Raw genomic sequence first — 18,451 nt, forward strand, 5'->3', positions numbered from 1 at the left:
CCTCAAAGGGAGTTAAGCAACGACTCCAGCCGCCTTATCAGACGCAAGAAGAACGTTAGAGCGTGCGGCAAGGGTTGCTACATCATTTCGAATTGCCGTCAATGCAGCGTTGGTAGATGTTAATGATGCGGCTGTGGCATCGGTAGTTGCGGCGGTGACAACCGGTATCACAGGAACGGTATTCCCGCCTGATGTACCACCAGATGAATCAGTTAGTGCTGTAATGGTTGCTTGTTGCAATACGCCGCCGCGAACTAATGCAGTTGGTGCAGGAATGGTTAGTGTGACACCAACACCAGCAACAATCACACCATCAAGAACTAAAGAACATTTACCAGTAGCGTCAGGGCCAGTAATGCCCAATCGGTTACCATGTAGTGAAACTAAAATATCAGGCATTTTGTTGCTCCCGCATTGATTGCGTTAATATGAATGCAAGACGGCGCGCAATGTCCGTCGTGTTGAGGTCTTTCTTGAGTGGGTCATCAGGGTCTTTTGCTACTTCGTCAAGGTTGTACGCTTGACGCTCAAGACTGATTAGGTTTTTCAATGCATCGCTAAGCGCTTTAACCGACTTTACGCGCTCCGGCATGCTGATTATTTTCTGATAGATTTCATTCAATCTATCCTGTCCTTTTTCATCAGGTTCAAACATCAGCTCACCGAGCTTTTCCAAAGCAGGGACATCAGCGCACTCAGTACCTAATTCATCAAGCAGAGCGTTGGTCAGTTTCCGAGCTTTTCGAATATCACCACGATGCTCCATACGGACATTCGCAATTACCTCTGCGTTAGCCTCGATTAGTTGCCGTTCTGAAATTACCTTTTCGGTGGAAACCTGCTTGGAAACCTCACGTTTGGAAACTATCGCATCAGCCTTCGCTTTTATCTTTGCGTTTAAATCTCTTTCCCATCCTTCAGCCTTTGCACGCTTATTTATCGCTGTATGAGAGATCCCTTGCTGTGTTGCAATCTCACGAACAGAGAACAGACCAGCGCGGTACTCAGCTTCTATCTTTTCCCAGTCCGGCTTTCGCATAATCATTTACTCTTTGTTTTGTCCTGAATATATGGCAGGAAGTGGCTAACCATCCTGTCTAGGAGATAACAGTACGTTTCATTTGCTGCGTTAGTATCGATGGTTACGCCGACATCTCGGCAGGTGTAAAACGCTACGTGGGCGCACTCATGAACTAGCGTTGATAATTCGCCATCGAAAATACCAATCAAATAAATATTCTCGTTAGTTTCATTATTTGAGTAAGTTTGCGCGGCTCCAGACAGCGTATCTATTTCCCCAGCATCAACAGCCAGGTGTTTGCATGCCAACTTCCATTCTTCTACTGAACGACACAGATAGATATTCGCAGAATGAAATAGCGGAATAAAATAACGCGGCAGATTCGGCCATTTTGTTTTTGCCATGTATATCCCACTTAACCCATTGGTTGGCATTATCACAGGCACTCGTAAATGCCTGCTGTAATGTCATTTATTATTTGTTCGCGGCTTTGCGACTCCTCTCGGCGTTGCTACACCACTTCTCGTCTTTCCGAGCCGCCAAGATAGGCCCAGTGAAACAGGCTGAATCACCTCCATCGAGAGAAGCTATCTATTCCTTGTCGGGGGAATTTATTTAATCAGGGAGTAACCAGATTCAAACGCATCAGCAGGACTGTATGACTCATAACCGCCTTTATACTGCACGTAATACCCACCAACCTGAGGACAGTGCTTGTTGATGTAGTCAGATTCCACATCGAAATCACCAAACCCTTTTTCCTCTGGGGTGATTACGCCAGTGCCATCTGTCATCACCTTGATAGCTTTAATCTTCAGCGCCCACACTTGCTTGTGACACTGGTAGCGCGGCATTTCTGCGCCATCGCATGCTTCACTCATAATTTTGACCTCTGGTTGGTTATTTCAGACACACGTTAGTGATGTAGTCCTGTAAGCCGTTTATTTGGCTGGTTGCGATTCCGATGCGCTCTCTGAGACTGATATAATCCCGTTGAGCGGACTCAGTAAGTCTGGCGCTGGCATCATCAGGGATGCTGGAGGGGCCGGTGGTTTTGGGCACTGACTTTGGACATGTGGCGTTGAGCTGCAACCGCTTAGTGCCATTAGTGATATCAGCACGAAGGCGCTCGTTTTCAGATTTGGCATCTGCCAACTCCTTGGTGTATTTGATATCAATAGCGGCTACGGCTTGGCGCTGGACTTCAATGAGTTGAAGGTCTTTCTTCTGCTGATTGGCCACTGCAGTTATCTCTGCCACATCACGCTGAAGGGTGGTTACTCTCCCCTGATAATATGTCACGCCAAATAGCAGCGCCACAGCTACAGCAATGAGTATTGCCGTTACACGATTCATGCGGGATATTCTTTATGTGGTAGTTGGAAGTGAGGCCCGTCTTTCAGTGTCTTCCAGTCGCCGCCCCACTCGATAGGAACGCCAATATCTTTGGCTGCCTGCTTGAATGCGGTAGATATCTGCTCGTAGTATTTCCATTCCCATGACCCGCTTGCTGTGGGGTAAGCGAATACGTCGATAGCGTGGCCAGTAATATGCCGGCTGTTCATGGTCTGACTTTTACCGGCAGCCACAAGCTCTTTTTGCCGGGCGACAGTTCGAAGCCCTTCAGTTACGCCAAAATCAACCACTGACAACTCCAAAGCCCGGCGAACCACTTTCACCAAGTTAGCGTTAACGCCTTTCAGGTTATTCTCACTGCGCTGGCTAAATATAAAATTAGTCGTCATTTAATGATCCTCTCAGATGCCAGCAGTATTCGCTGACGAACGTAATCTTCATTCTCTGGCTTCTCAGTAAAGCCAACAGCAATAAGCCCTATCATTGAACCGTGTTGTGGGGGGACGGCAGCAGAGCAAACGTATGTGGCACCCGCCGCCGATGCCGCCCGGCCAATCGCCGTAGACTGCACAAGGTCGTAGCACACCGTCTTTTTATCCAGGAGGTCGATAACTGCCATTGATAGTTTTGAGTGAGGCCGGAAAATTAAATCTCCCACCCCTTCAAGATTCGATAATCGTTGCTCTCTAATGCGAACGTATAAAGCGATGCGCTGATTACGCTGTAGGTTCAAGCTCCAGACGGAAACTGTTACGCCACCGGTATCGCTCATCATGCTGCGCACTTCAGCATCGATTTTTGTCTGGTCAATGCGTGGGGTGCCGTAATGAGCCAGCGCCCAATAGGTAATCTCCCGCCGGTAGTCATAGGCCAAATAACTCGCAATGCTAAACAATGTCAGCACAATCAAAATCGCCAGCTTCTTCCAGCTATCTACCCATCGAATTAACCACGCAGCACTCTCAAGTTTTCCCTGTGGGTTATTTTGGTTTTCCATATTGCTATCCAGTTGTGCGCATACCGGCGCGACCGGATGGCTGAAATGAAAAAAGCCCACCGAAGTGAGCCTTGAAATTATGCTTTGAACGCTCTTCGTCCAATTATTTGCTTAATACTCAGTTCCTGAAACAAAATCTCAATCTCAAGCTTTTCAGCTAGTGCGTATTCTGCTCTAGCCCCTGCACTTGATTGCCACCCGTCCAGCATATAAATAGCATCAGCACGTTGCAGCATTGCCATGCAAATACACATGTAATCAGGTTGAGATAATCCGTCAGGGAGAATTGCTGGATTTAGCGGGACGTGGCCAGATGCAGCTATCTCTTTGGCTGCCGCATTGAATGCCTGTCGATTGAATTCAGGCAAGCCAGTCATGGGGCCAGCGATATAAGTTTTCATTGCTCTGGCTCCGAAAATGAAAAAGGCCACGCAATTAGCGCAGCCCTAAAATAGAAAAACCCAGCTCGATGGCTGGGCTTACTTGGTGGTTAACCACTTCAACGGATGCAATTACCACCGTTAGAGATGAATCTAGTCCATTTCCGCCAAATAGTCAACACTTTGCTTTTAAAATGTCGCCATCCGTGGCAATCGTGCTTCTATCGTGTCACCGCATGCAATTGTGCGTCAGCGAAACCCTCTTCTGCATGGCATTTGCTTATCAGAGCTTCATACATGGGTTTAAAGTTACGACGCCATGTGGTTTCTGGTATCTCACCGACGAACTCCTCAAGGGCCGCGCAAGCCTCAGATGATGGCAGTCGAGAATAACCACGACCTGAGCATTTCCCGCAGGTTTTATAAACTGGAATTCCCTGCTGCTCTGATTTCTCCTTGTCTACTACGGTGCCTTTCCCGTTGCATCGACATGAGTTGGAAACCGCGCCTTTCCCGTTGCACGGCTTACACAACAGTCGGACTGTCTCTTCAACTTTTCGCTTCACTTCGAAGTCGCTCGGACTTTGACCAAAGTCTTTGGCAAACTGTGGTAACTGCATCGTGTAGTGGCTTTTCATTGTGAAAACATCAGCCTCGATAAAGCCCTCACCCTTGCAACATTCACATTCACGAACACTGGCAGCACTGCGCGCATAATCTGCAAACGCATATCTTGCGAGTGTTTGCACGACGCTTTGTTTAATATCCTCATCGAGCTTAGAGATTGCTTTGTACTTAACGGATTCTTTCAGCGCATATTGAGTGAGACTTTCCACGGCGCGATGCGGATTACTGATCCCCTGCTTTGCCAAAAACAATTCCAGCCCGAAGCCGCTTTTAAGGTCTGCCAACCCTAAAGCTGCCATGATATCGGTGCCGGTAAGTGAATCAGAAGCCGTTGCCCGTGGAGAGTCGCTAATCATTGTGGATTTAGCGAAGAAGTGTTTCGTTATTGATTCCAGTCTCATTTCTCAATCCTCTTCCTGCCAGTTGTCCCAACCATCAGCCGACCATTAACAATGGCGTGCCGCTCTCCCTTCACGTCATTGGCGTACTTCTTTACCGTTGAGCGCTGAGTATTTAGCTGTGCCGCCACGGTTGATTGGTTGCCATAGGCGGCGATAAGTAACTCGGGGATGGTTTTGATATCTGCGTTCACGCTGCCTCCTGAAGTTTTTTAAGCTCACGTAATTTCGCTCTGTACAGCGCTCTGATGCTGTCGAGTTCTTCGCGGGTGTATCGGTGGGGAGTGTTGTTGTTTTCGAGCGCCTCAACGCGCTGAGTGCCGATTTTTAGTATTAGTGCTGCTCGGTACGGGATGGCGTTACTTGATAGCTCGGCATTGCACCGGTGACATTGTTTGGAAATATTATCCTCGTTGTAGCGGAGGTGTGATGCCGCACCCCTCGACCGGTAGTGGCCCGCTTCCCACTGAACGGTTTCCCATGTCCCGCAGCTAATACATGGCTCGTCCCTGTCCCGCTCTCGTATGTAGTCATTCACCGCGCGCTGCGTCATGTCCTCCCAGTGCTTGAGCGGCTTCAACTTAGCCTTGCGCTCTCGCCATGCCTTTCTTTCTTCCAATGCCTTATCAGCCGCTTTCTTTTCAGATTGCCTCTTTTGGTAGAGGTAAGCACAGTTGCCGCAGCAGACTAATTGGAGGGAGTTTCGAGGGGTGAACTTGGTGGGGCAGACTTTGCACTTCTTTTGCTTGGGTGGTTTATTCTTTGGCTTGCCGGTTATCATCGGCTTCCTCCTCTGGTTCGCTGTAATGGCCCTCAATTGCTAGTGCCATTCTCTTTAGCCAGTCTGCAAGCTTTAGCGCGGCAGCCTTCTCGGTTTCCATGTGAGGGAATTCAGTAATTACCGCTTCAGCCGTGTAGCCATGAACATTGCCGTGAATAACCATTTCTTGCTCTAAAATGGTTTTTGCTGCGTGCTTAACGAAATACCGGCTTTCTGATGTCTGGCTGTCCCTGTCTTTTTTGAAAGCAATCAGATCAACCGTAGTGCGGGAGTCATCCTGTAATTTCTTAACTAAATCTCGAAAGCTACTCATCATCTTCCTCCAGCATTTCTATTGATGCGTTTTCACGTTCGCACTTATCACACGAATAAACCTCGTCGGGCTTTAGGGTGGCCCGGCAGAACGCGCAGACGGAGCGCTGTAGTTCAAGCATTCTTTCTACTCCTGAGTCTTAGCCAGCGTTTAGCTAATAACGGATAGATGGCGTCATATGTGGGTATTTCGCTGGCGGGGATTGGGGGATTAGGCTTGGTTCGAGAGGTCTTGCGGAATATCAGGTTATCTAGTGCTATCTGGGTTGGGCTTATCTGCCTCATCAGCCTTTTCCTCAATCACCATGCAGTGATAGGTTTTCTTGCCAACGTAGAACTTACCTAGCCGTTGACACTCCATTGCTACAGTCTGGTGTGCTGATTCCCAACCAAGGCGATAGGAGGCCCAGATCAATACGCAGACTGCAACGCCTAAAATAATGCCGTTAATCATGCTGCTCTCCCGAAATAATCATTGGTGTAGCGAACCTCGCGCAGCTTCACGCCACTTCCTACCGCCCACGCCGTGCTGTATTCAATTAGGCTGGTCATGCGCTTAATGCCCATCTTGGCGGTTGATTCTCTGATGTTGCAGAATTCACCTTCAAGGCCCGGCACTACTTCCGCTCCCATTCCAGTTGCCATTGCGTGTCCTGACACGAATAACGTTTTCCACTGAACCAGATTTCGCTCTTTCTCCATCCACAACGCCTGCTTAGCCACGTCACCACACAATGCATGGAACATGCTGTTTTGCAGTAGGGAGCGGTCAAAGTCGGTGATGCGGATTGTTATGGGGTGGTGGTCATCGAGTGGGAGTTGGTTTATTGCTGCTATCAGGTTTCGTCTTACTTGTTCGTTTCGTAGAAAGAATATTTGTTTATCCATGGTCTTCACCATTAAAGACTGTCCACTGACCTACGCCGTGCCATACGAAGTGTCTATTGCGGATTGAGTCATATGTCTGCCCAACGATTAGATGCCCTGTGTATTCAATCCACCATTGCCTAAGCGTCCGAGAAAACTTGCGCTCATGTCCATATTTAATCTGAACGGCAGTGAAGCAACGAACCAGACTGGTAGCAATGAAAGCAGGCCAGATAAACCAGCGCCAAAAAGTAATGACAAACGTGAGTGCTACCAGAGCATTTAAAACGATTCCTGAATATAAAAAATAGGCTTCACTGGTCATAGTGGCTTCTCCGGCGCGGCGGCTAGCATGGCTTTAAAGATACCAGTGACACATTCAGCGCTTTCTCTGCAACTGTAGGGCCAGCCTTGGCGCTTTAATACTGCTGATGAAAGTGCATCCCATGCCCCAGACTCAAAGCCAGCTATGACCATATCCTCTGTAGGCCAACCATCCGGTATCTCCGGAGAGTTCAACTGTGGGGTGGTGGTGAAATTTGGTTCAGCATCTTGCACCAGAAGAATTACGCCGTTCTTTTTTGTTTCTAGCTCACTGACTTCAGTGATGGTTCCGTAATATCGGTTCAATGCATCAGCTTCACAGGTGCTGACATCAACGCCAATATCCATCCCAATAAACAAATCACCAGACTTCGCAGCTAACGCGATTCGAGCTAGTGAAAGCAGCAATCGAGGACTTACAGGAAACTCATCGCTGGTTGGCGTGTTGTGAATCTCCTGCTGGCAGGAACTTATAATTTCTTCAATCTCTTCTACAGTGAAACTATTTAATTCTTTCATTGTTTTAGCTCCAGTTCTTTTGCAATTATCTCTTTCACCACCCGCAGTGAATTACCCTCTTCGTAAATAATCGCGCCAGTTTTAAGAGTGATTCTTGCGCCAACATACTTCGATTGATATCCATGTCTGTGAACCTCGACGGCTGCAATTTGTTCTATGTCAACAAGGCAGTTACCGATGCTGATTAATCTGCTCATTCACTCTCTCCCTTGATTCGAATGCCGGCAGTGCGGAGGATTTTTTTGCAGTCGCCAATGGCGTTGTATGCCGATATCGGGTCGTCGTATTCGTCTTGCGTTGGCAACTCCACCACAATGCCTTCGCGGCTAGCTTGCCACCACTTCCAAGCATCGCGAGCATCCAGCGAGTAGTAATCAATTTCAGGCTCTTCATCAGTGCCGTGGTTATACATTTCAAGAAGCATTTCAATGTGTGGCTGGCCCGCGTGTTGTTTGCGGAATTCAGCTTCAAACTCTTCCCGCGATTTAGTTATGTCCATCAGATTCTCCTCACTGTCATTTCGCCACAATGAACACATTTCAGCGTATATATTGTGTATATTCTGGTCGGCAATTTATCTCTTTCTTTCGCAAATTCACTATGTACACGGTGAGAGTGCTCTAGCCATTGATGCATACCGATGAAGCACCGCCAATTGCGTGTGTCATTACTTTTTTCCATCATAATTTCCTCGTCATGTTCAGCTTGGCGCGCAGTTCGGCAATGTGATCCAGTGCCTTCTCGTTACTAACCGGTATGTGAAGTTTGGGGATTTGCACTACCGGCGCGGGGATCGGCTCACCAGATTCAATGCGCTTCGACATGTCAGCCAACTCTTTGCCGCAACGTTTCCGTAAGTCCTGCTCAGATAGCCCCTGCACTCGCTGCTGTGAATAAAGCTTTGTGACCATCCAGTAAGCCGGATTGCTGGGCCAAGGGAATGCTTCGGCACTGCTGAACATGTCACGACGCTTGGCATAGTCCATCACCATGTCGTAAAGCTCATCAGCATCAGGCAGTCCAGCGGCGCGGGTGGCACCCTGCTTACACCATGCAATGAATTGACCGGGCGACGGGAGGAACGGCGTAGCCTGTTGGCGGGCGATCTTCATTCCAGCGTTAACTTGGTCGATACTGGTAATCCCGTTTTCGATGAATGCCAAAACCCACTGGCGACGTAGCTCATTCAGGTCGCTTTGGTCTTTGATGCTGGTCATCAGCGCTGGAAATGCAGCCTTCAACTGGCGAAATAGCTCGTTGAATATCTGCGCGGCCTGCTCTGGCACCTGCTGCTTTGGCTTGTCAGCGGCGTACATTTGCTGCAATGATTGACCATCACGGTTCTGGATGGCTGTGACGACATTTCTCATACCGATACCCCGTTTATCCAGTCAGTGTTATCGAAGTCCAAAACAGGCTTGCCAGTGGCAGTGCCTGATTGCTGTTTCTTGCGTTTGATGTCCAGCTTGTCCCACTTCTCGCGTAGCGTTGACGGGCAAAGCACGTTGCCACACCAGAAACTATCCTGCATGGCCCACTTGAAAAGCACACACATGTCTCGGTGATTCCTGCCATCCCGTTCACGCATCAACCGGATGCTATTGGCCCAGCCAGCAAAAGACGGCTTTTTAGCGTCAGGGGCAATCATCAGCACGGCGCTGAACATCCACTCAGCTGCTCGAAGGTCTTCAGCAGTTCCCCAATTTTTACCGCTTTGGATTGCAGCATCAGGACGAACTAAAGGAAGCTTCTTAGGTGGGGTGTCAGGGGATTCGTTAGAATTCTCTGACGTAAAGGGTTTTATATTATTGTTATTACCTTCTTGTTCATGATGTGCGGGGTTAAGTGCGGCGTTATGTGCGGCACCACCCTCTAAAGCCGCACCGTTACTGACTTCACTATGTGCGGGGTTAAGTGCGGCATTATGTGCGGGTAAATTGTCTATTTTTTCGGCATATTCAGCGTAATTTAGGATGGTGATTACCGTCCCTTTTCGCTTCTCTCCACCCGTTGCAATCATCCCTTCTTTGACGAAAAAGGAGAGCATCCTGCCCACCGCATCACGGCTTGTTGGCTTACCTTCTCTATCGCACAGAGATAGCCCTAAATCAGCCGCTGTCGTGACCAGTTGACCGGATTGAAGATTCCATTGGTGACCTTTGAAATTAACCGTACGGGGCTTTCTTTGAGCACCCAATAACAGGTCCTCCCAGAGAGTCCGCAGGAAAACATCTTTGTGCCAAGGTTTCTTCTTGATGCTTCGGTACAGCGGGACATAACCAAGCTTCTGGTTCTCCATCCTGTTGCTCCTGCGCTCACGTTCGGCGCTGATATCAAATAGCTTGGCTGTACTCATGCGGCAATATCCTTGATTTGATGAGCAGCCAGTAATCCGGCGATCCATTGGATGCCTTTAGGGGTGAACTTGTTTTGGATAAAGGCGTGACCGTTTGTTAGGTTCTCGCCTGTTTTAACAGTGAAACGACCTGCATCAATGTGTTGAGCGTAAGGCGTTAGCTTCCCAGCCAGCAGATACATGATCTCGCTATCGAGCAGGAACTTACGGAAGGCTGGCTCTTTGATGTGAAGAAGTTTGCACGTTTCGCGAAAACCAAGAGATCCGGTGGCAGTGACGTAGCTGTCAACGAACTGAGCTTTCGGAGCTGCAATAGCAAGTTGATTTTCCAGTTTCTGTTTTTCTTCTGCGAGGTCTGCCGCCAGTCGCAAGGCATCTGGCAAGTTTTGAGGAATGCGCGCCTGATTTTCCAGCTCCTGCCAGCGGTCAACTAATCGAGCCGTGAACTCAGGGGAAAGCTGAGCAACGACGATGTAGCTGTCTCGCTTTCCAACTTGGTACACAGCTACCGATTGCCCAAGGTGATTTTTAACTTCCCCCAATGGGGGGAGTTGAATTGTTCCACGAAGTGCCAGTCTTTCGATTGATTGCTTAACTTTGTCATGACGAGACTCAACGAGATCAGCTATTTCCTGACTGGTCATGGTCGGGTTTACTACCGTAGATAAACTCATGTATAATTACCTCTGTAATTGGCTTGCATACCTGATTACCGACGCCCTAACAGTTCGTGCTGTTGGGGCGTTTTCTTTAGAACAATGCTGATTGCTGAGACGCCCTAGCTTCACGATGCTTAACTCGCACTTCGTCAGCCCTGTCAGATGCCGTTGTGTTCTTCTTGGCCCATTCTTTTGCCAACCGTAAGCAGTCGTCATATATCCTTCCCTTGGTGCTGGCTTGTGATGATCGCTTGTAGTAATCCTCACCGAATGCAGCCCCCCCCCTTAGCGATTGCTGGCGGGTACTTCAATTTGAGAAGCTCTTTCTCAATGTGGTCGTAAACAAACTGGCTCCAGCCCATAAACACCCCTACGCTCTGATGTGCTCCAACATTGAAAGAAGCTTTCTGGCCTCTTCGCCTGTAATGACGATGTTTTGCTCGCAGCCCTCGACAGCAACGCTACCTTTGGGTAGTCCAAGCTGATGAACCATTTGGCTGGCCAGCTTAGCTATACGAGCCTTATCTCGGCTCAATGCCGTTGGGTGAATCCCCATAAGCTTGGCCAGTGAGTTATTGCCAAATTCCAGTACCGTTTTCAGCCAGTAGCCTTCGAGCACTTCCGGTTTACATGTGATTGATGTGTTGCAAGCAATTGCACGTTCCATGCGTAATACTTTCCTTGTTGAATGTTGTTACGTGACAAAGCTGTGAGCTTGTCACTTTGGTAGTGGTGCCCTCGAGTCAGGGCGGTCAGTGGTGTTAAAGAACGGTGGTGCTTAACTTGCTTTCAGAAATTCAGCTAGGTCAGTTAGGTCTTGTCCCAGCTCATGCGGTTTAACTTTCCCGCCTGTCGCTTTGACGATTGCTTTTACATAACGAAAGTCGATGCCACCACCGTGTAGCCAGCGCCATACAGTTGGCTGTTTAACTCCGCAAAGATCTGCGAGTTTCTGCTGGCTCCCTGCGATTTTGACCGCTCGCTCAATAGCCTTATTGGTCATGATTATTCCTTTTAGTATTGTGTACATGGTGATAATAGCAATGCGTATAAGTTTATGCAATAGCGAAGCGGATTTGACGAGCAATACGCTCGGCTATAGATTCACGAGTATGAAAACTACTCTTGCAGAACGTCTAAATATCGCGATGCAGTTGCGCGGAAATATGACTCAAGGTGCCTTAGCTAAGGCATCAGGAATTTCTCAGCCAACAATCTGGAGGCTAATCAGAGGAGAGGCCAAAGGAACTAAGAAATTAGTAGATATTGCTAACGCTTTAAACGTGAACGCGGAGTGGCTGGCGAATGGTGTTGGTGATATGGAAGGTAATAATCCCACGCCAAGAGTTGATAGGATTGATAACAATAGCTACGTCCCTGTTTGGACGGTTGCGGGACAGACTAATGATTCCGTAGTGGCTCCTGATGGGAAGGTAACTCCATCTTGGAGGGCTTATATCCTAGATAGAAATAGCGGATGTGGCGAGGCCCCTGCTGGCTCTATTGTTATCGTAGACACATCATTAAAGCCTGGTACCAATGATCTAGTTGTAGCCATAAATGGCGGGTCAGCATCTGTTTACCGGTTCCTTGACGGTGGTAGCAATGGATACCTATCGGTGGATGACTCACGCATCCCACTAATTGATCTATCTCTGTCAGCTGAGCTGGTAGGTGTAGCAATTTTCATACTTCGTGACCTCAGAAGATAGTCATCAACGCCCTGATCGTTCAGGGTGTACCCCTCATACTCCCCTGTATTAACCCTTCGTAATATGTAAACCATTATGCCCTCCATCGTATAACCCGAGGAGGCAACCATTTGTCACACCCCTAATCACTGTTTATGCATCCAGTGTTTTTTATACTTTAGCCCAGTCACAAAAAAATCAACAATATCCGTATTGTTAATTTCCATTCTTAGATACCACCGATATTTCGCCTAGCTATAGATTTTTTCTAAATAAATACCATTTCAAAACATTAAGTTATAGCTAATGCTATTGAATTATTCTTAATACGTATTGCTATTAATAATACGCATTGCTATAGTCATTCCATCGAAACGAAACATCGATGCGGCAAACGGAACTACACGCCGCGCCAGTCAGGACGACAGGCTGCTTATTTAACAATTAGATTGCCCTGATACGAGGGCACCAAAGAGAAGTTGGCTTTGGACTGGATGATTCAAAAACAACCTCGCGGGAAGAATGATGTGGTGCCGCGCATCCAGTACCAAAGCCAATCACCGGAGACATACCATGAATTCGAGAGAGCGACGCACGGCTCGTTACAGAGCTAAATGTGCAGCAGAGGGTCGATTAGAAAAGAACATAGCTATAGCTCTTACAGGCTGCACATCGAGGGTATACAAAGCAACGATGCCGGTTCCAATTCGCAGCAGTGAGAAGCCAAGCGCGGACAATATCTGTTTGCCAGAAGTGGCTAAGTTTGCAGCAGGCTTCCGTAAGTCAGAATCATTAACCGCCCGTTAGGGCTCCACCGAGGATTTAATAATGGGATGCGACATTCATTTATACCGTGAGAAAAAAGTCTCAGGGGATTGGGTTACAGCTGATGTATGGGAAGAGCAAGACGACGGCGATGACGGTGTTTACTTTGAAGTCCCATGGCGAAATAGATTCACTGACCGCAACTACAAATTGTTTGGGCTTTTAAGTAAGGGCGTTCGCTGTGAAATACCATTCGCATTCAAAGAGCGCGGAATACCTTTTAATGCCTGCCAAGAGGTTGCAGACAATAGCGCTCGCTGGGAAGGTGATGGTCACTCTCACAGCTATTTGTATCTGCATGAACTCAAGGATATGAGTGAATTTATCCAGAGGGCGAGCATCAATGTCACCGGCATGATGGAAAGAGATCAACTTAAAAAGCTTCAAGATAGCATCCGATCTGGCAGCCCAGACTGGAACCTTCTTTACCCATACTGCCGCATGGGTGGCAGTAGCAGTTATGTTGATTTCGATATCGACGTACCAGCGGCTTTTATCATGGCGAATTGTCTTGATTCAATTATTTCATCATTTAATGGTGTTGACGGCGACAACCACCGAATCGTTTTCTGGTTCGACAATTAATCATCAACATCGGCAAAAGCATACCGCTTATTTAGAAGCCCACCACATAGTTAAGGGGTAAGAGATGAAAGAGTTACGTTTTTATGGTGCAAGTGATGACCTGTTTGAATGCGAAGGAGACATCCGTGAAGAAATAGGTTGCTTCGACGACGTTGGCAAATATCACCTGAAATCCTCCGAGGGCGAGGTGTTGGTTATTGGTCAATATCTGGACAGTGGACTTTGGAGCGTGGGTATTGCTCAAGTAGGCGAAGGCGTGGCGATACCTGATTGGCCTGTTAGCTACTCAGTTTACGAACATGGGTATAGCACGCTACTCACCATTCAGGTACCGGACGATATAGAAATCGTAACCATAGAAGAAGATTAACGAGGTCGCATAACGCGGCCTTTTTTATTGGCGGGTAAATGAGGAATGAATGATGGTGGAAAAGTTAATAATTGGGTTTTATGTGCTGATATTTCTGGCAGTGGGTGGATACATAGCAAACATCTACAAAATGGTCACCTACGGATTTGTCGTTGCTGAATGGGGTGGTATGCAGGTAGCTCGCATTATCGGTATTTTCGTAGCCCCACTAGGCGCTCTGCTTGGATTCTTTTGACTTAGTGCCCTTACCCCTGCCACTTAACCGGTGGCAGCAATAAGACCACTAGATGAGGTGATGTATGGAAATCGAGATTACTGTAACGCAGCGTGAGCTTGATAATTATTTTGACGGAGAAGTTAACGACCTTAAGCAGCGTGTTGTTGATGATTTAGATGAGGCCCGAGATTACCCCGGCTTCAATGTCACTGTTAATTTAATTCCTGAAGCAATGATTGAGGCGAGAGGGTGAGATATGGGATATAGCATAACAATTGGAGAGTTAAGCATAGACGCTGCTCCAGAAGACAGTGTTGAGTGCTCTTGCATTAACTTCTCAGCAAAAGGTGTAGCCATTGAAGGTTCTCCAGCATATGGGGAGCCAACAGACGGGACTAATCAGCGATGGCCGTCATACAGTTCGTGGTCAAATCACCTTGAAAGTGCGGGGCTATACGATGTGTTTTTCTCCGGCGGTCACTTAATTGGTGGTCACCCAGGAGTGAGGCTGGTAACAAAAGAATTACTGGAAAGAATATCTAAGTCAAAGGCTGATTTGGAAAGCGAACATCCAAATATCGAAGCAACTATGCAGCCTTATACAGACATTAACGGCACTTACTGCCGAGTTATTTGGCTTGAATACTGGTGTAAATGGGCGATTGATAACTGCACTGTTCCGGTAATCGCTAACTCTTAGCCCTCCCCACCCCCACCAACCCCCAGAGTAAGCCTGACAACTGTCGGTGTTTTGCTGTGGGCTAAACACAAGGAAATGAGCATGAGCATTTTATTTACCAACACAGACACAAACCCATCCGTTGATAGTGGAAAGTCAAAAGCAGTGAAAATTGGCGATTTCACAATATCAAATTATGCAGATGGAACAATTTGGATTGAATCCGATTCGGCTGGTGATGCTGGGTCATTTGATTTCAAAAAGTTCGAAGCTGCTGTTAAGGCATTTTACGAAGCAAGCCTCTAAGGAGGTTACATGGCAGACGAAAACACCGGCTTGGTGGTAATCGACATTAAGCCTGAATCCTACCCGACACTGTACGTCACGAACGGCCTTGATAAATACCTCAACCAGATTCGTCAGGCAGTTAATGAAGTTCCAGATGTAACGACTGCAAAGGGCCGAGCACGGATAGCATCACTTGCAGCCAGTGCATCACGCAGCAAGACAGCAATCGAAAAGCCGGGCCGTGAGTACCTTCGCCACCTGAAAGAGCAACCGAAAATTATTGAGGCCGAACTTCGCCGCTTTGCCATTGAATGCGATGAAATACGCGACGAAACGCGCCGACCGCTCACTGAATGGGAAGCCGAACAAGAACGGATAAAGCAGGAAGCTGAAGCCAAGAAGAAAGCTGAGCAGTTAGCGGCAGAAATTGAAGTGGCCCATGAGATGGCCCTGCTGATGAATGACGCTTTCGACCGTGACGCCAAAGCAAAAGCTGATGAAGTTGAACGCCTGCGGAAAGCCCATGAAGAATTCATTGCTCAACAGGCAGCAGAGAAAGCCAAGCGGGAAACTGAAGAAAAAGCCAAACGTGATATTGAAGCCGCCGAACAACGTGAACGTGATGCAAAACTAGCTCAGGAACGAGCAGAACAGGCCGCCAAGGATGCCGCAGCCAAAGCCGAGCGTGATGCCAAGGAGCAGTCTGACCGTGCCGAGCGCGAGAAGCAGGAAGCTATCGCAGCCGAGCAACTTAAAGCACAGCAGCAAGCTGAACGAGTTCAACGTGAAGCCAAGCAGAAAGAAGATGCCCGGCTGGCTGAAGAGAAACGTGTTGCTGATGAAGCAGCCAAGCGCGCGGCTGACGTAGAACACCGTCGCACCATCAACCGCCAAGCGGTGGCCGACTTAATTGCAAATGGATTGCCAGAAGATTGCGCACAGAAATGTGTAGCAGCTATCGCTAAGAACCTCATCGCCTCAGTTCGCATCACTTACTAATCAAACTTAAATTTCAGGAGCCACTCATGTACCAATTCGTACTAACTGGCGATGCCGTCATGGGTCGCTATTTCCAACACCAGCCAAAAGTCAAAAACGCAAATCCGTGGATCCGCTGGTTTCTCAGCATATTTCAACAGAAAGGTAATCCGCTATGACACCCACAGACATTACCGAAGCAAGGAAGCTTTATAGCTCATTGAACGAGCAAGATTTAGAGCAAGCTGGGCTAGTCGCAGAGAGGCAGGAAAAGGCCCTTAGGGTTCATAAGCTAATTAAAACCTTTGAACACCTCCCTGAATTCGACCGTGAAGCTTTCAATATCTTAGTTGATGAGTATGACTTCGAGGGACTCGACACCGCACTCTACAACGTCCTATTTGAGAATGCCAAATGGCAACAGGCGCTGGAAATACAGCGGCGATTGGCTGAACACGATGAGGCGGCGTGATGGAACCAGGCCACTATCAAGATATATCAAACGAGGATTATCACTCGGGGCCGGGGGTAAGTAAGTCGCAACTGGATGATGTGGCTATTAACCCCGCAATACTCACATGGAAGAAAACAGCGCCAGTAGACACGGAAAAGCTCAAGGCGCTGGATATGGGAACGGCACTCCACTGCCTGTTACTTGAGCCTGATGAGTTCGATAAGCGATTTATAAAAGCGCCAGAATTCAACCGGCGCACAACTGACGGTAAGGCAGCAGAAAAGGATTTTCTGAAAGAGTGCGAAGAGTCAGGGAAGACCGTAATGGACTTTGAACAGCACCGGAAGCTGGAACTGATGCAAGGTAGTGCAATGGCCCACCCTGCGGCCAGATACTTTTTAGAAGCAGAAGGATACTGCGAATCTTCAATCTATTGGACGGATGAAGAAACATCAGAACTATGCCGGATCCGACCGGACAAGTTTCTAACCAACCAGCCAATCATAGTGGATGTGAAAAAAGTGGCTGACATGGATCGTTTCTCGCGACACATCGAAGAATTCCGGTATCACGTGCAGGACGCTATGTACCGGGACGGTTATCTCAATCACTTCAACGAATATCCGACATTTCTGTTTATCGCAGTAAGCGAAACCATTAACTGTGGACGATACCCAACCCGCGTATTTCAGCTCGATGCTGACGATGTGGCCGCCGGGCATGACCTGTACAGAAAGAACCTGCAAACCTATCACGAATGCCGACTCAGCAACGAATGGGGCGGTGTAGAAACCATTTACCGCCCTGCATGGGCAAGGAAAAAGAACAATGACTGACATCGCCAACATCGAACTAAGCAATGAACCCGCCATTACCAATGCAAACGTAGCGATTTTCAGCCCTCAAAACCTGATGGCAATTCAGAATTTCGCCACACTCATGGCAAGTGGGCGATCAACTATCCCATCTCACCTCGCTGGCAATAAAGCGGACTGCATGGCAGTGGCAATGCAAGCTGTTCAGTGGGGCATGAACCCATTCGTAGTTGCTCAAAAGACTCACGTTGTTAGCGGCACCCTGGGTTATGAGGCGCAGCTCGTTAACGCGGTGATTTACGCGATGGCCCCCACCAAAGACCGGATTCACTATGACTGGTTTGGCCCGTGGGAAAACGTGATCGGCAAGTTTGCAGAAAAAGTATCGCCAAAAGAAAATAAATACATAGCACCAGACTGGACGCTGGCAGATGAGAAGGGGCTTGGCATTCGAGTCTGGGCCACAATGAAAGGCGAGGATGAACCACGCGTCTTGGAGTTATTGCTCTCTCAGGCCCAAGTGAGAAATTCCACGCTGTGGGCCAGCGACCCGAAGCAACAACTTGCCTACCTTGCTGTTAAGCGCTGGTCGCGCCTGTACTGCCCCGAAGTTATTCTCGGCGTTTACTCCACTGACGAATTGGACGGAAAGCCAAAGCCTGAGCGAGATGTAACGCCACGCACCAATGCCGACCTGAACAAGATGATCAACACCAAGAAAGCGGAACCAATAGAGGGAGAGTTGGAGACGACAAAAGTAGATGAGCGCTCACCTGATGCCCTACTTGCTGACTTTACCAGCGCAGCCAGCAACGCCAAGTCAGTAGAAGAGCTGGAAAAGTTCTTCAGGTACACCCAGCGCGTTCTTGCAGCCCACCAGGAACAACTCGAAAAGGCTACCGACATCTACGGCATCCGCAAGTCTGAAATGGAAGAGGTGCCAATGTGAGGT

36 protein-coding genes are annotated in these 18,451 nt (G+C 48.2%); 13 read left to right on the top strand and 23 right to left on the bottom strand.

The window, feature by feature from the left end; translation table 11 throughout:
- Positions 1-12 precede the first annotated feature (12 nt).
- From AT01_RS06525 to AT01_RS06640, 23 genes are all read right to left on the bottom strand, one after another.
- Positions 13-399 (bottom strand): hypothetical protein, encoded by a 387-nt coding sequence (locus AT01_RS06525; protein ID WP_042546548.1) that lies wholly within the window; start codon positions 397-399, stop codon positions 13-15.
- Positions 392-1,039: a hypothetical protein gene (locus tag AT01_RS06530; RefSeq protein ID WP_042548523.1), complete on the bottom strand. Its 648-nt coding sequence runs from the start codon at positions 1,037-1,039 to the stop codon at positions 392-394. Before AT01_RS06530 ends, AT01_RS06525 begins: the two co-directional genes overlap by 8 nt.
- Positions 1,040-1,041: 2 nt before the next feature.
- Positions 1,042-1,425 carry a hypothetical protein gene (locus AT01_RS06535; RefSeq protein WP_042546549.1) on the bottom strand — a complete coding sequence of 128 codons (384 nt, stop codon included), beginning with the start codon at positions 1,423-1,425 and terminating at the stop codon, positions 1,042-1,044.
- A 207-nt stretch (positions 1,426-1,632) separates the two neighbouring features.
- On the bottom strand, positions 1,633-1,902 hold the full coding sequence (locus AT01_RS06540) for a hypothetical protein (RefSeq protein WP_042546550.1): 270 nt from the start codon (positions 1,900-1,902) through the stop codon (positions 1,633-1,635).
- A 19-nt stretch (positions 1,903-1,921) separates the two neighbouring features.
- A complete protein-coding gene (locus AT01_RS06545; protein ID WP_042546551.1) occupies positions 1,922-2,377 on the bottom strand; it encodes a lysis protein in 456 nt (151 codons plus the stop codon).
- Positions 2,374-2,766, bottom strand: coding sequence for a M15 family metallopeptidase (locus AT01_RS06550; protein ID WP_042546552.1), 393 nt, complete (start codon positions 2,764-2,766; stop codon positions 2,374-2,376). Before AT01_RS06550 ends, AT01_RS06545 begins: the two co-directional genes overlap by 4 nt.
- Positions 2,763-3,374, bottom strand: a complete 612-nt coding sequence (locus AT01_RS06555; RefSeq protein WP_144404917.1) for a hypothetical protein — start codon at positions 3,372-3,374, stop codon at positions 2,763-2,765. The genes AT01_RS06550 and AT01_RS06555 overlap by 4 nt, the downstream gene beginning before the upstream one ends.
- 77 nt (positions 3,375-3,451) lie before the next feature.
- On the bottom strand, positions 3,452-3,775 hold the full coding sequence (locus tag AT01_RS06560; RefSeq protein ID WP_042546554.1) for a DUF4406 domain-containing protein: 324 nt from the start codon (positions 3,773-3,775) through the stop codon (positions 3,452-3,454).
- A 200-nt stretch (positions 3,776-3,975) separates the two neighbouring features.
- Complete coding sequence (locus AT01_RS06565; protein WP_042546555.1) at positions 3,976-4,782, bottom strand: antitermination protein; 807 nt, start codon at positions 4,780-4,782, stop codon at positions 3,976-3,978.
- The gene (locus tag AT01_RS06570; protein WP_042546556.1) at positions 4,779-4,973 is read right to left on the bottom strand and encodes a protein ninH; all 195 of its coding nucleotides are present in this window, start codon (positions 4,971-4,973) and stop codon (positions 4,779-4,781) included. The genes AT01_RS06565 and AT01_RS06570 overlap by 4 nt, the downstream gene beginning before the upstream one ends.
- Complete coding sequence (locus AT01_RS06575) at positions 4,970-5,560, bottom strand: recombination protein NinG (RefSeq protein ID WP_042546557.1); 591 nt, start codon at positions 5,558-5,560, stop codon at positions 4,970-4,972. Before AT01_RS06575 ends, AT01_RS06570 begins: the two co-directional genes overlap by 4 nt.
- Entirely contained in the window at positions 5,535-5,876 is a 342-nt protein-coding gene (locus tag AT01_RS06580; protein ID WP_144404918.1) for a hypothetical protein, read from the bottom strand. Before AT01_RS06580 ends, AT01_RS06575 begins: the two co-directional genes overlap by 26 nt.
- Positions 5,877-6,119: 243 nt before the next feature.
- Positions 6,120-6,326, bottom strand: coding sequence for a hypothetical protein (locus AT01_RS06585; RefSeq protein ID WP_042546559.1), 207 nt, complete (start codon positions 6,324-6,326; stop codon positions 6,120-6,122).
- Positions 6,323-6,760, bottom strand: coding sequence for a recombination protein NinB (locus AT01_RS06590; protein ID WP_042546560.1), 438 nt, complete (start codon positions 6,758-6,760; stop codon positions 6,323-6,325). Before AT01_RS06590 ends, AT01_RS06585 begins: the two co-directional genes overlap by 4 nt.
- Positions 6,753-7,064 carry a hypothetical protein gene (locus AT01_RS06595; RefSeq protein WP_042546561.1) on the bottom strand — a complete coding sequence of 104 codons (312 nt, stop codon included), beginning with the start codon at positions 7,062-7,064 and terminating at the stop codon, positions 6,753-6,755. The genes AT01_RS06590 and AT01_RS06595 overlap by 8 nt, the downstream gene beginning before the upstream one ends.
- Positions 7,061-7,582: a hypothetical protein gene (locus tag AT01_RS22235; protein WP_052489949.1), complete on the bottom strand. Its 522-nt coding sequence runs from the start codon at positions 7,580-7,582 to the stop codon at positions 7,061-7,063. Before AT01_RS22235 ends, AT01_RS06595 begins: the two co-directional genes overlap by 4 nt.
- The gene (locus tag AT01_RS06605; RefSeq protein ID WP_042546562.1) at positions 7,579-7,779 is read right to left on the bottom strand and encodes a hypothetical protein; all 201 of its coding nucleotides are present in this window, start codon (positions 7,777-7,779) and stop codon (positions 7,579-7,581) included. The genes AT01_RS22235 and AT01_RS06605 overlap by 4 nt, the downstream gene beginning before the upstream one ends.
- Positions 7,776-8,081: a hypothetical protein gene (locus tag AT01_RS06610; RefSeq protein WP_052489950.1), complete on the bottom strand. Its 306-nt coding sequence runs from the start codon at positions 8,079-8,081 to the stop codon at positions 7,776-7,778. The genes AT01_RS06605 and AT01_RS06610 overlap by 4 nt, the downstream gene beginning before the upstream one ends.
- A 181-nt stretch (positions 8,082-8,262) precedes the next feature.
- A complete protein-coding gene (locus tag AT01_RS06620; RefSeq protein ID WP_042546564.1) occupies positions 8,263-8,952 on the bottom strand; it encodes a replication protein P in 690 nt (229 codons plus the stop codon).
- On the bottom strand, positions 8,949-9,881 hold the full coding sequence (locus AT01_RS06625) for a replication protein (protein WP_042548526.1): 933 nt from the start codon (positions 9,879-9,881) through the stop codon (positions 8,949-8,951). Before AT01_RS06625 ends, AT01_RS06620 begins: the two co-directional genes overlap by 4 nt.
- 53 nt (positions 9,882-9,934) lie before the next feature.
- The gene (locus AT01_RS06630; protein WP_042546565.1) at positions 9,935-10,612 is read right to left on the bottom strand and encodes a phage antirepressor KilAC domain-containing protein; all 678 of its coding nucleotides are present in this window, start codon (positions 10,610-10,612) and stop codon (positions 9,935-9,937) included.
- Between the two features lie 355 nt (positions 10,613-10,967).
- The gene (locus AT01_RS06635) at positions 10,968-11,264 is read right to left on the bottom strand and encodes a hypothetical protein (RefSeq protein ID WP_042546566.1); all 297 of its coding nucleotides are present in this window, start codon (positions 11,262-11,264) and stop codon (positions 10,968-10,970) included.
- 111 nt (positions 11,265-11,375) lie between these two features.
- Positions 11,376-11,600: a helix-turn-helix domain-containing protein gene (locus tag AT01_RS06640; RefSeq protein WP_011816499.1), complete on the bottom strand. Its 225-nt coding sequence runs from the start codon at positions 11,598-11,600 to the stop codon at positions 11,376-11,378.
- Between the two features lie 109 nt (positions 11,601-11,709).
- Between AT01_RS06640 and AT01_RS06645 the strand changes: the two genes are divergently transcribed.
- From AT01_RS06645 to AT01_RS06690, 13 genes are all read left to right on the top strand, one after another.
- Entirely contained in the window at positions 11,710-12,309 is a 600-nt protein-coding gene (locus AT01_RS06645) for a helix-turn-helix domain-containing protein (RefSeq protein WP_042548527.1), read from the top strand.
- 552 nt (positions 12,310-12,861) lie between these two features.
- Entirely contained in the window at positions 12,862-13,095 is a 234-nt protein-coding gene (locus tag AT01_RS22640; protein ID WP_071841497.1) for a transcriptional antitermination N peptide, read from the top strand.
- A gap of 21 nt (positions 13,096-13,116) precedes the next feature.
- Positions 13,117-13,698 carry a hypothetical protein gene (locus AT01_RS06650; protein ID WP_042546567.1) on the top strand — a complete coding sequence of 194 codons (582 nt, stop codon included), beginning with the start codon at positions 13,117-13,119 and terminating at the stop codon, positions 13,696-13,698.
- Positions 13,699-13,762: 64 nt separating this feature from the next.
- Complete coding sequence (locus tag AT01_RS06655; RefSeq protein WP_042546568.1) at positions 13,763-14,068, top strand: hypothetical protein; 306 nt, start codon at positions 13,763-13,765, stop codon at positions 14,066-14,068.
- A gap of 49 nt (positions 14,069-14,117) precedes the next feature.
- Positions 14,118-14,303, top strand: coding sequence for a hypothetical protein (locus AT01_RS06660; protein WP_144404920.1), 186 nt, complete (start codon positions 14,118-14,120; stop codon positions 14,301-14,303).
- A 64-nt stretch (positions 14,304-14,367) separates the two neighbouring features.
- The gene (locus tag AT01_RS21955) at positions 14,368-14,538 is read left to right on the top strand and encodes a hypothetical protein (RefSeq protein WP_158503534.1); all 171 of its coding nucleotides are present in this window, start codon (positions 14,368-14,370) and stop codon (positions 14,536-14,538) included.
- A gap of 3 nt (positions 14,539-14,541) precedes the next feature.
- Positions 14,542-14,985 (top strand): hypothetical protein, encoded by a 444-nt coding sequence (locus AT01_RS06665; protein ID WP_042546570.1) that lies wholly within the window; start codon positions 14,542-14,544, stop codon positions 14,983-14,985.
- An 81-nt stretch (positions 14,986-15,066) separates the two neighbouring features.
- Complete coding sequence (locus tag AT01_RS06670) at positions 15,067-15,270, top strand: hypothetical protein (protein ID WP_042546571.1); 204 nt, start codon at positions 15,067-15,069, stop codon at positions 15,268-15,270.
- Between the two features lie 9 nt (positions 15,271-15,279).
- Positions 15,280-16,251: a hypothetical protein gene (locus AT01_RS06675; protein ID WP_042546572.1), complete on the top strand. Its 972-nt coding sequence runs from the start codon at positions 15,280-15,282 to the stop codon at positions 16,249-16,251.
- A 26-nt stretch (positions 16,252-16,277) separates the two neighbouring features.
- A complete protein-coding gene (locus AT01_RS22445) occupies positions 16,278-16,409 on the top strand; it encodes a hypothetical protein (protein WP_268748254.1) in 132 nt (43 codons plus the stop codon).
- Positions 16,406-16,702, top strand: coding sequence for a hypothetical protein (locus tag AT01_RS06680; RefSeq protein WP_042546573.1), 297 nt, complete (start codon positions 16,406-16,408; stop codon positions 16,700-16,702). Before AT01_RS22445 ends, AT01_RS06680 begins: the two co-directional genes overlap by 4 nt.
- Complete coding sequence (locus AT01_RS06685) at positions 16,702-17,520, top strand: PD-(D/E)XK nuclease-like domain-containing protein (protein WP_042546574.1); 819 nt, start codon at positions 16,702-16,704, stop codon at positions 17,518-17,520. The genes AT01_RS06680 and AT01_RS06685 overlap by 1 nt, the downstream gene beginning before the upstream one ends.
- Entirely contained in the window at positions 17,513-18,448 is a 936-nt protein-coding gene (locus AT01_RS06690; RefSeq protein WP_052489951.1) for a RecT family recombinase, read from the top strand. The genes AT01_RS06685 and AT01_RS06690 overlap by 8 nt, the downstream gene beginning before the upstream one ends.
- Positions 18,449-18,451: the final 3 nt, after the last annotated feature.

It is taken from the genome of Yersinia aldovae 670-83, from assembly GCF_000834395.1.
Taxonomy (GTDB): domain Bacteria; phylum Pseudomonadota; class Gammaproteobacteria; order Enterobacterales; family Enterobacteriaceae; genus Yersinia; species Yersinia aldovae.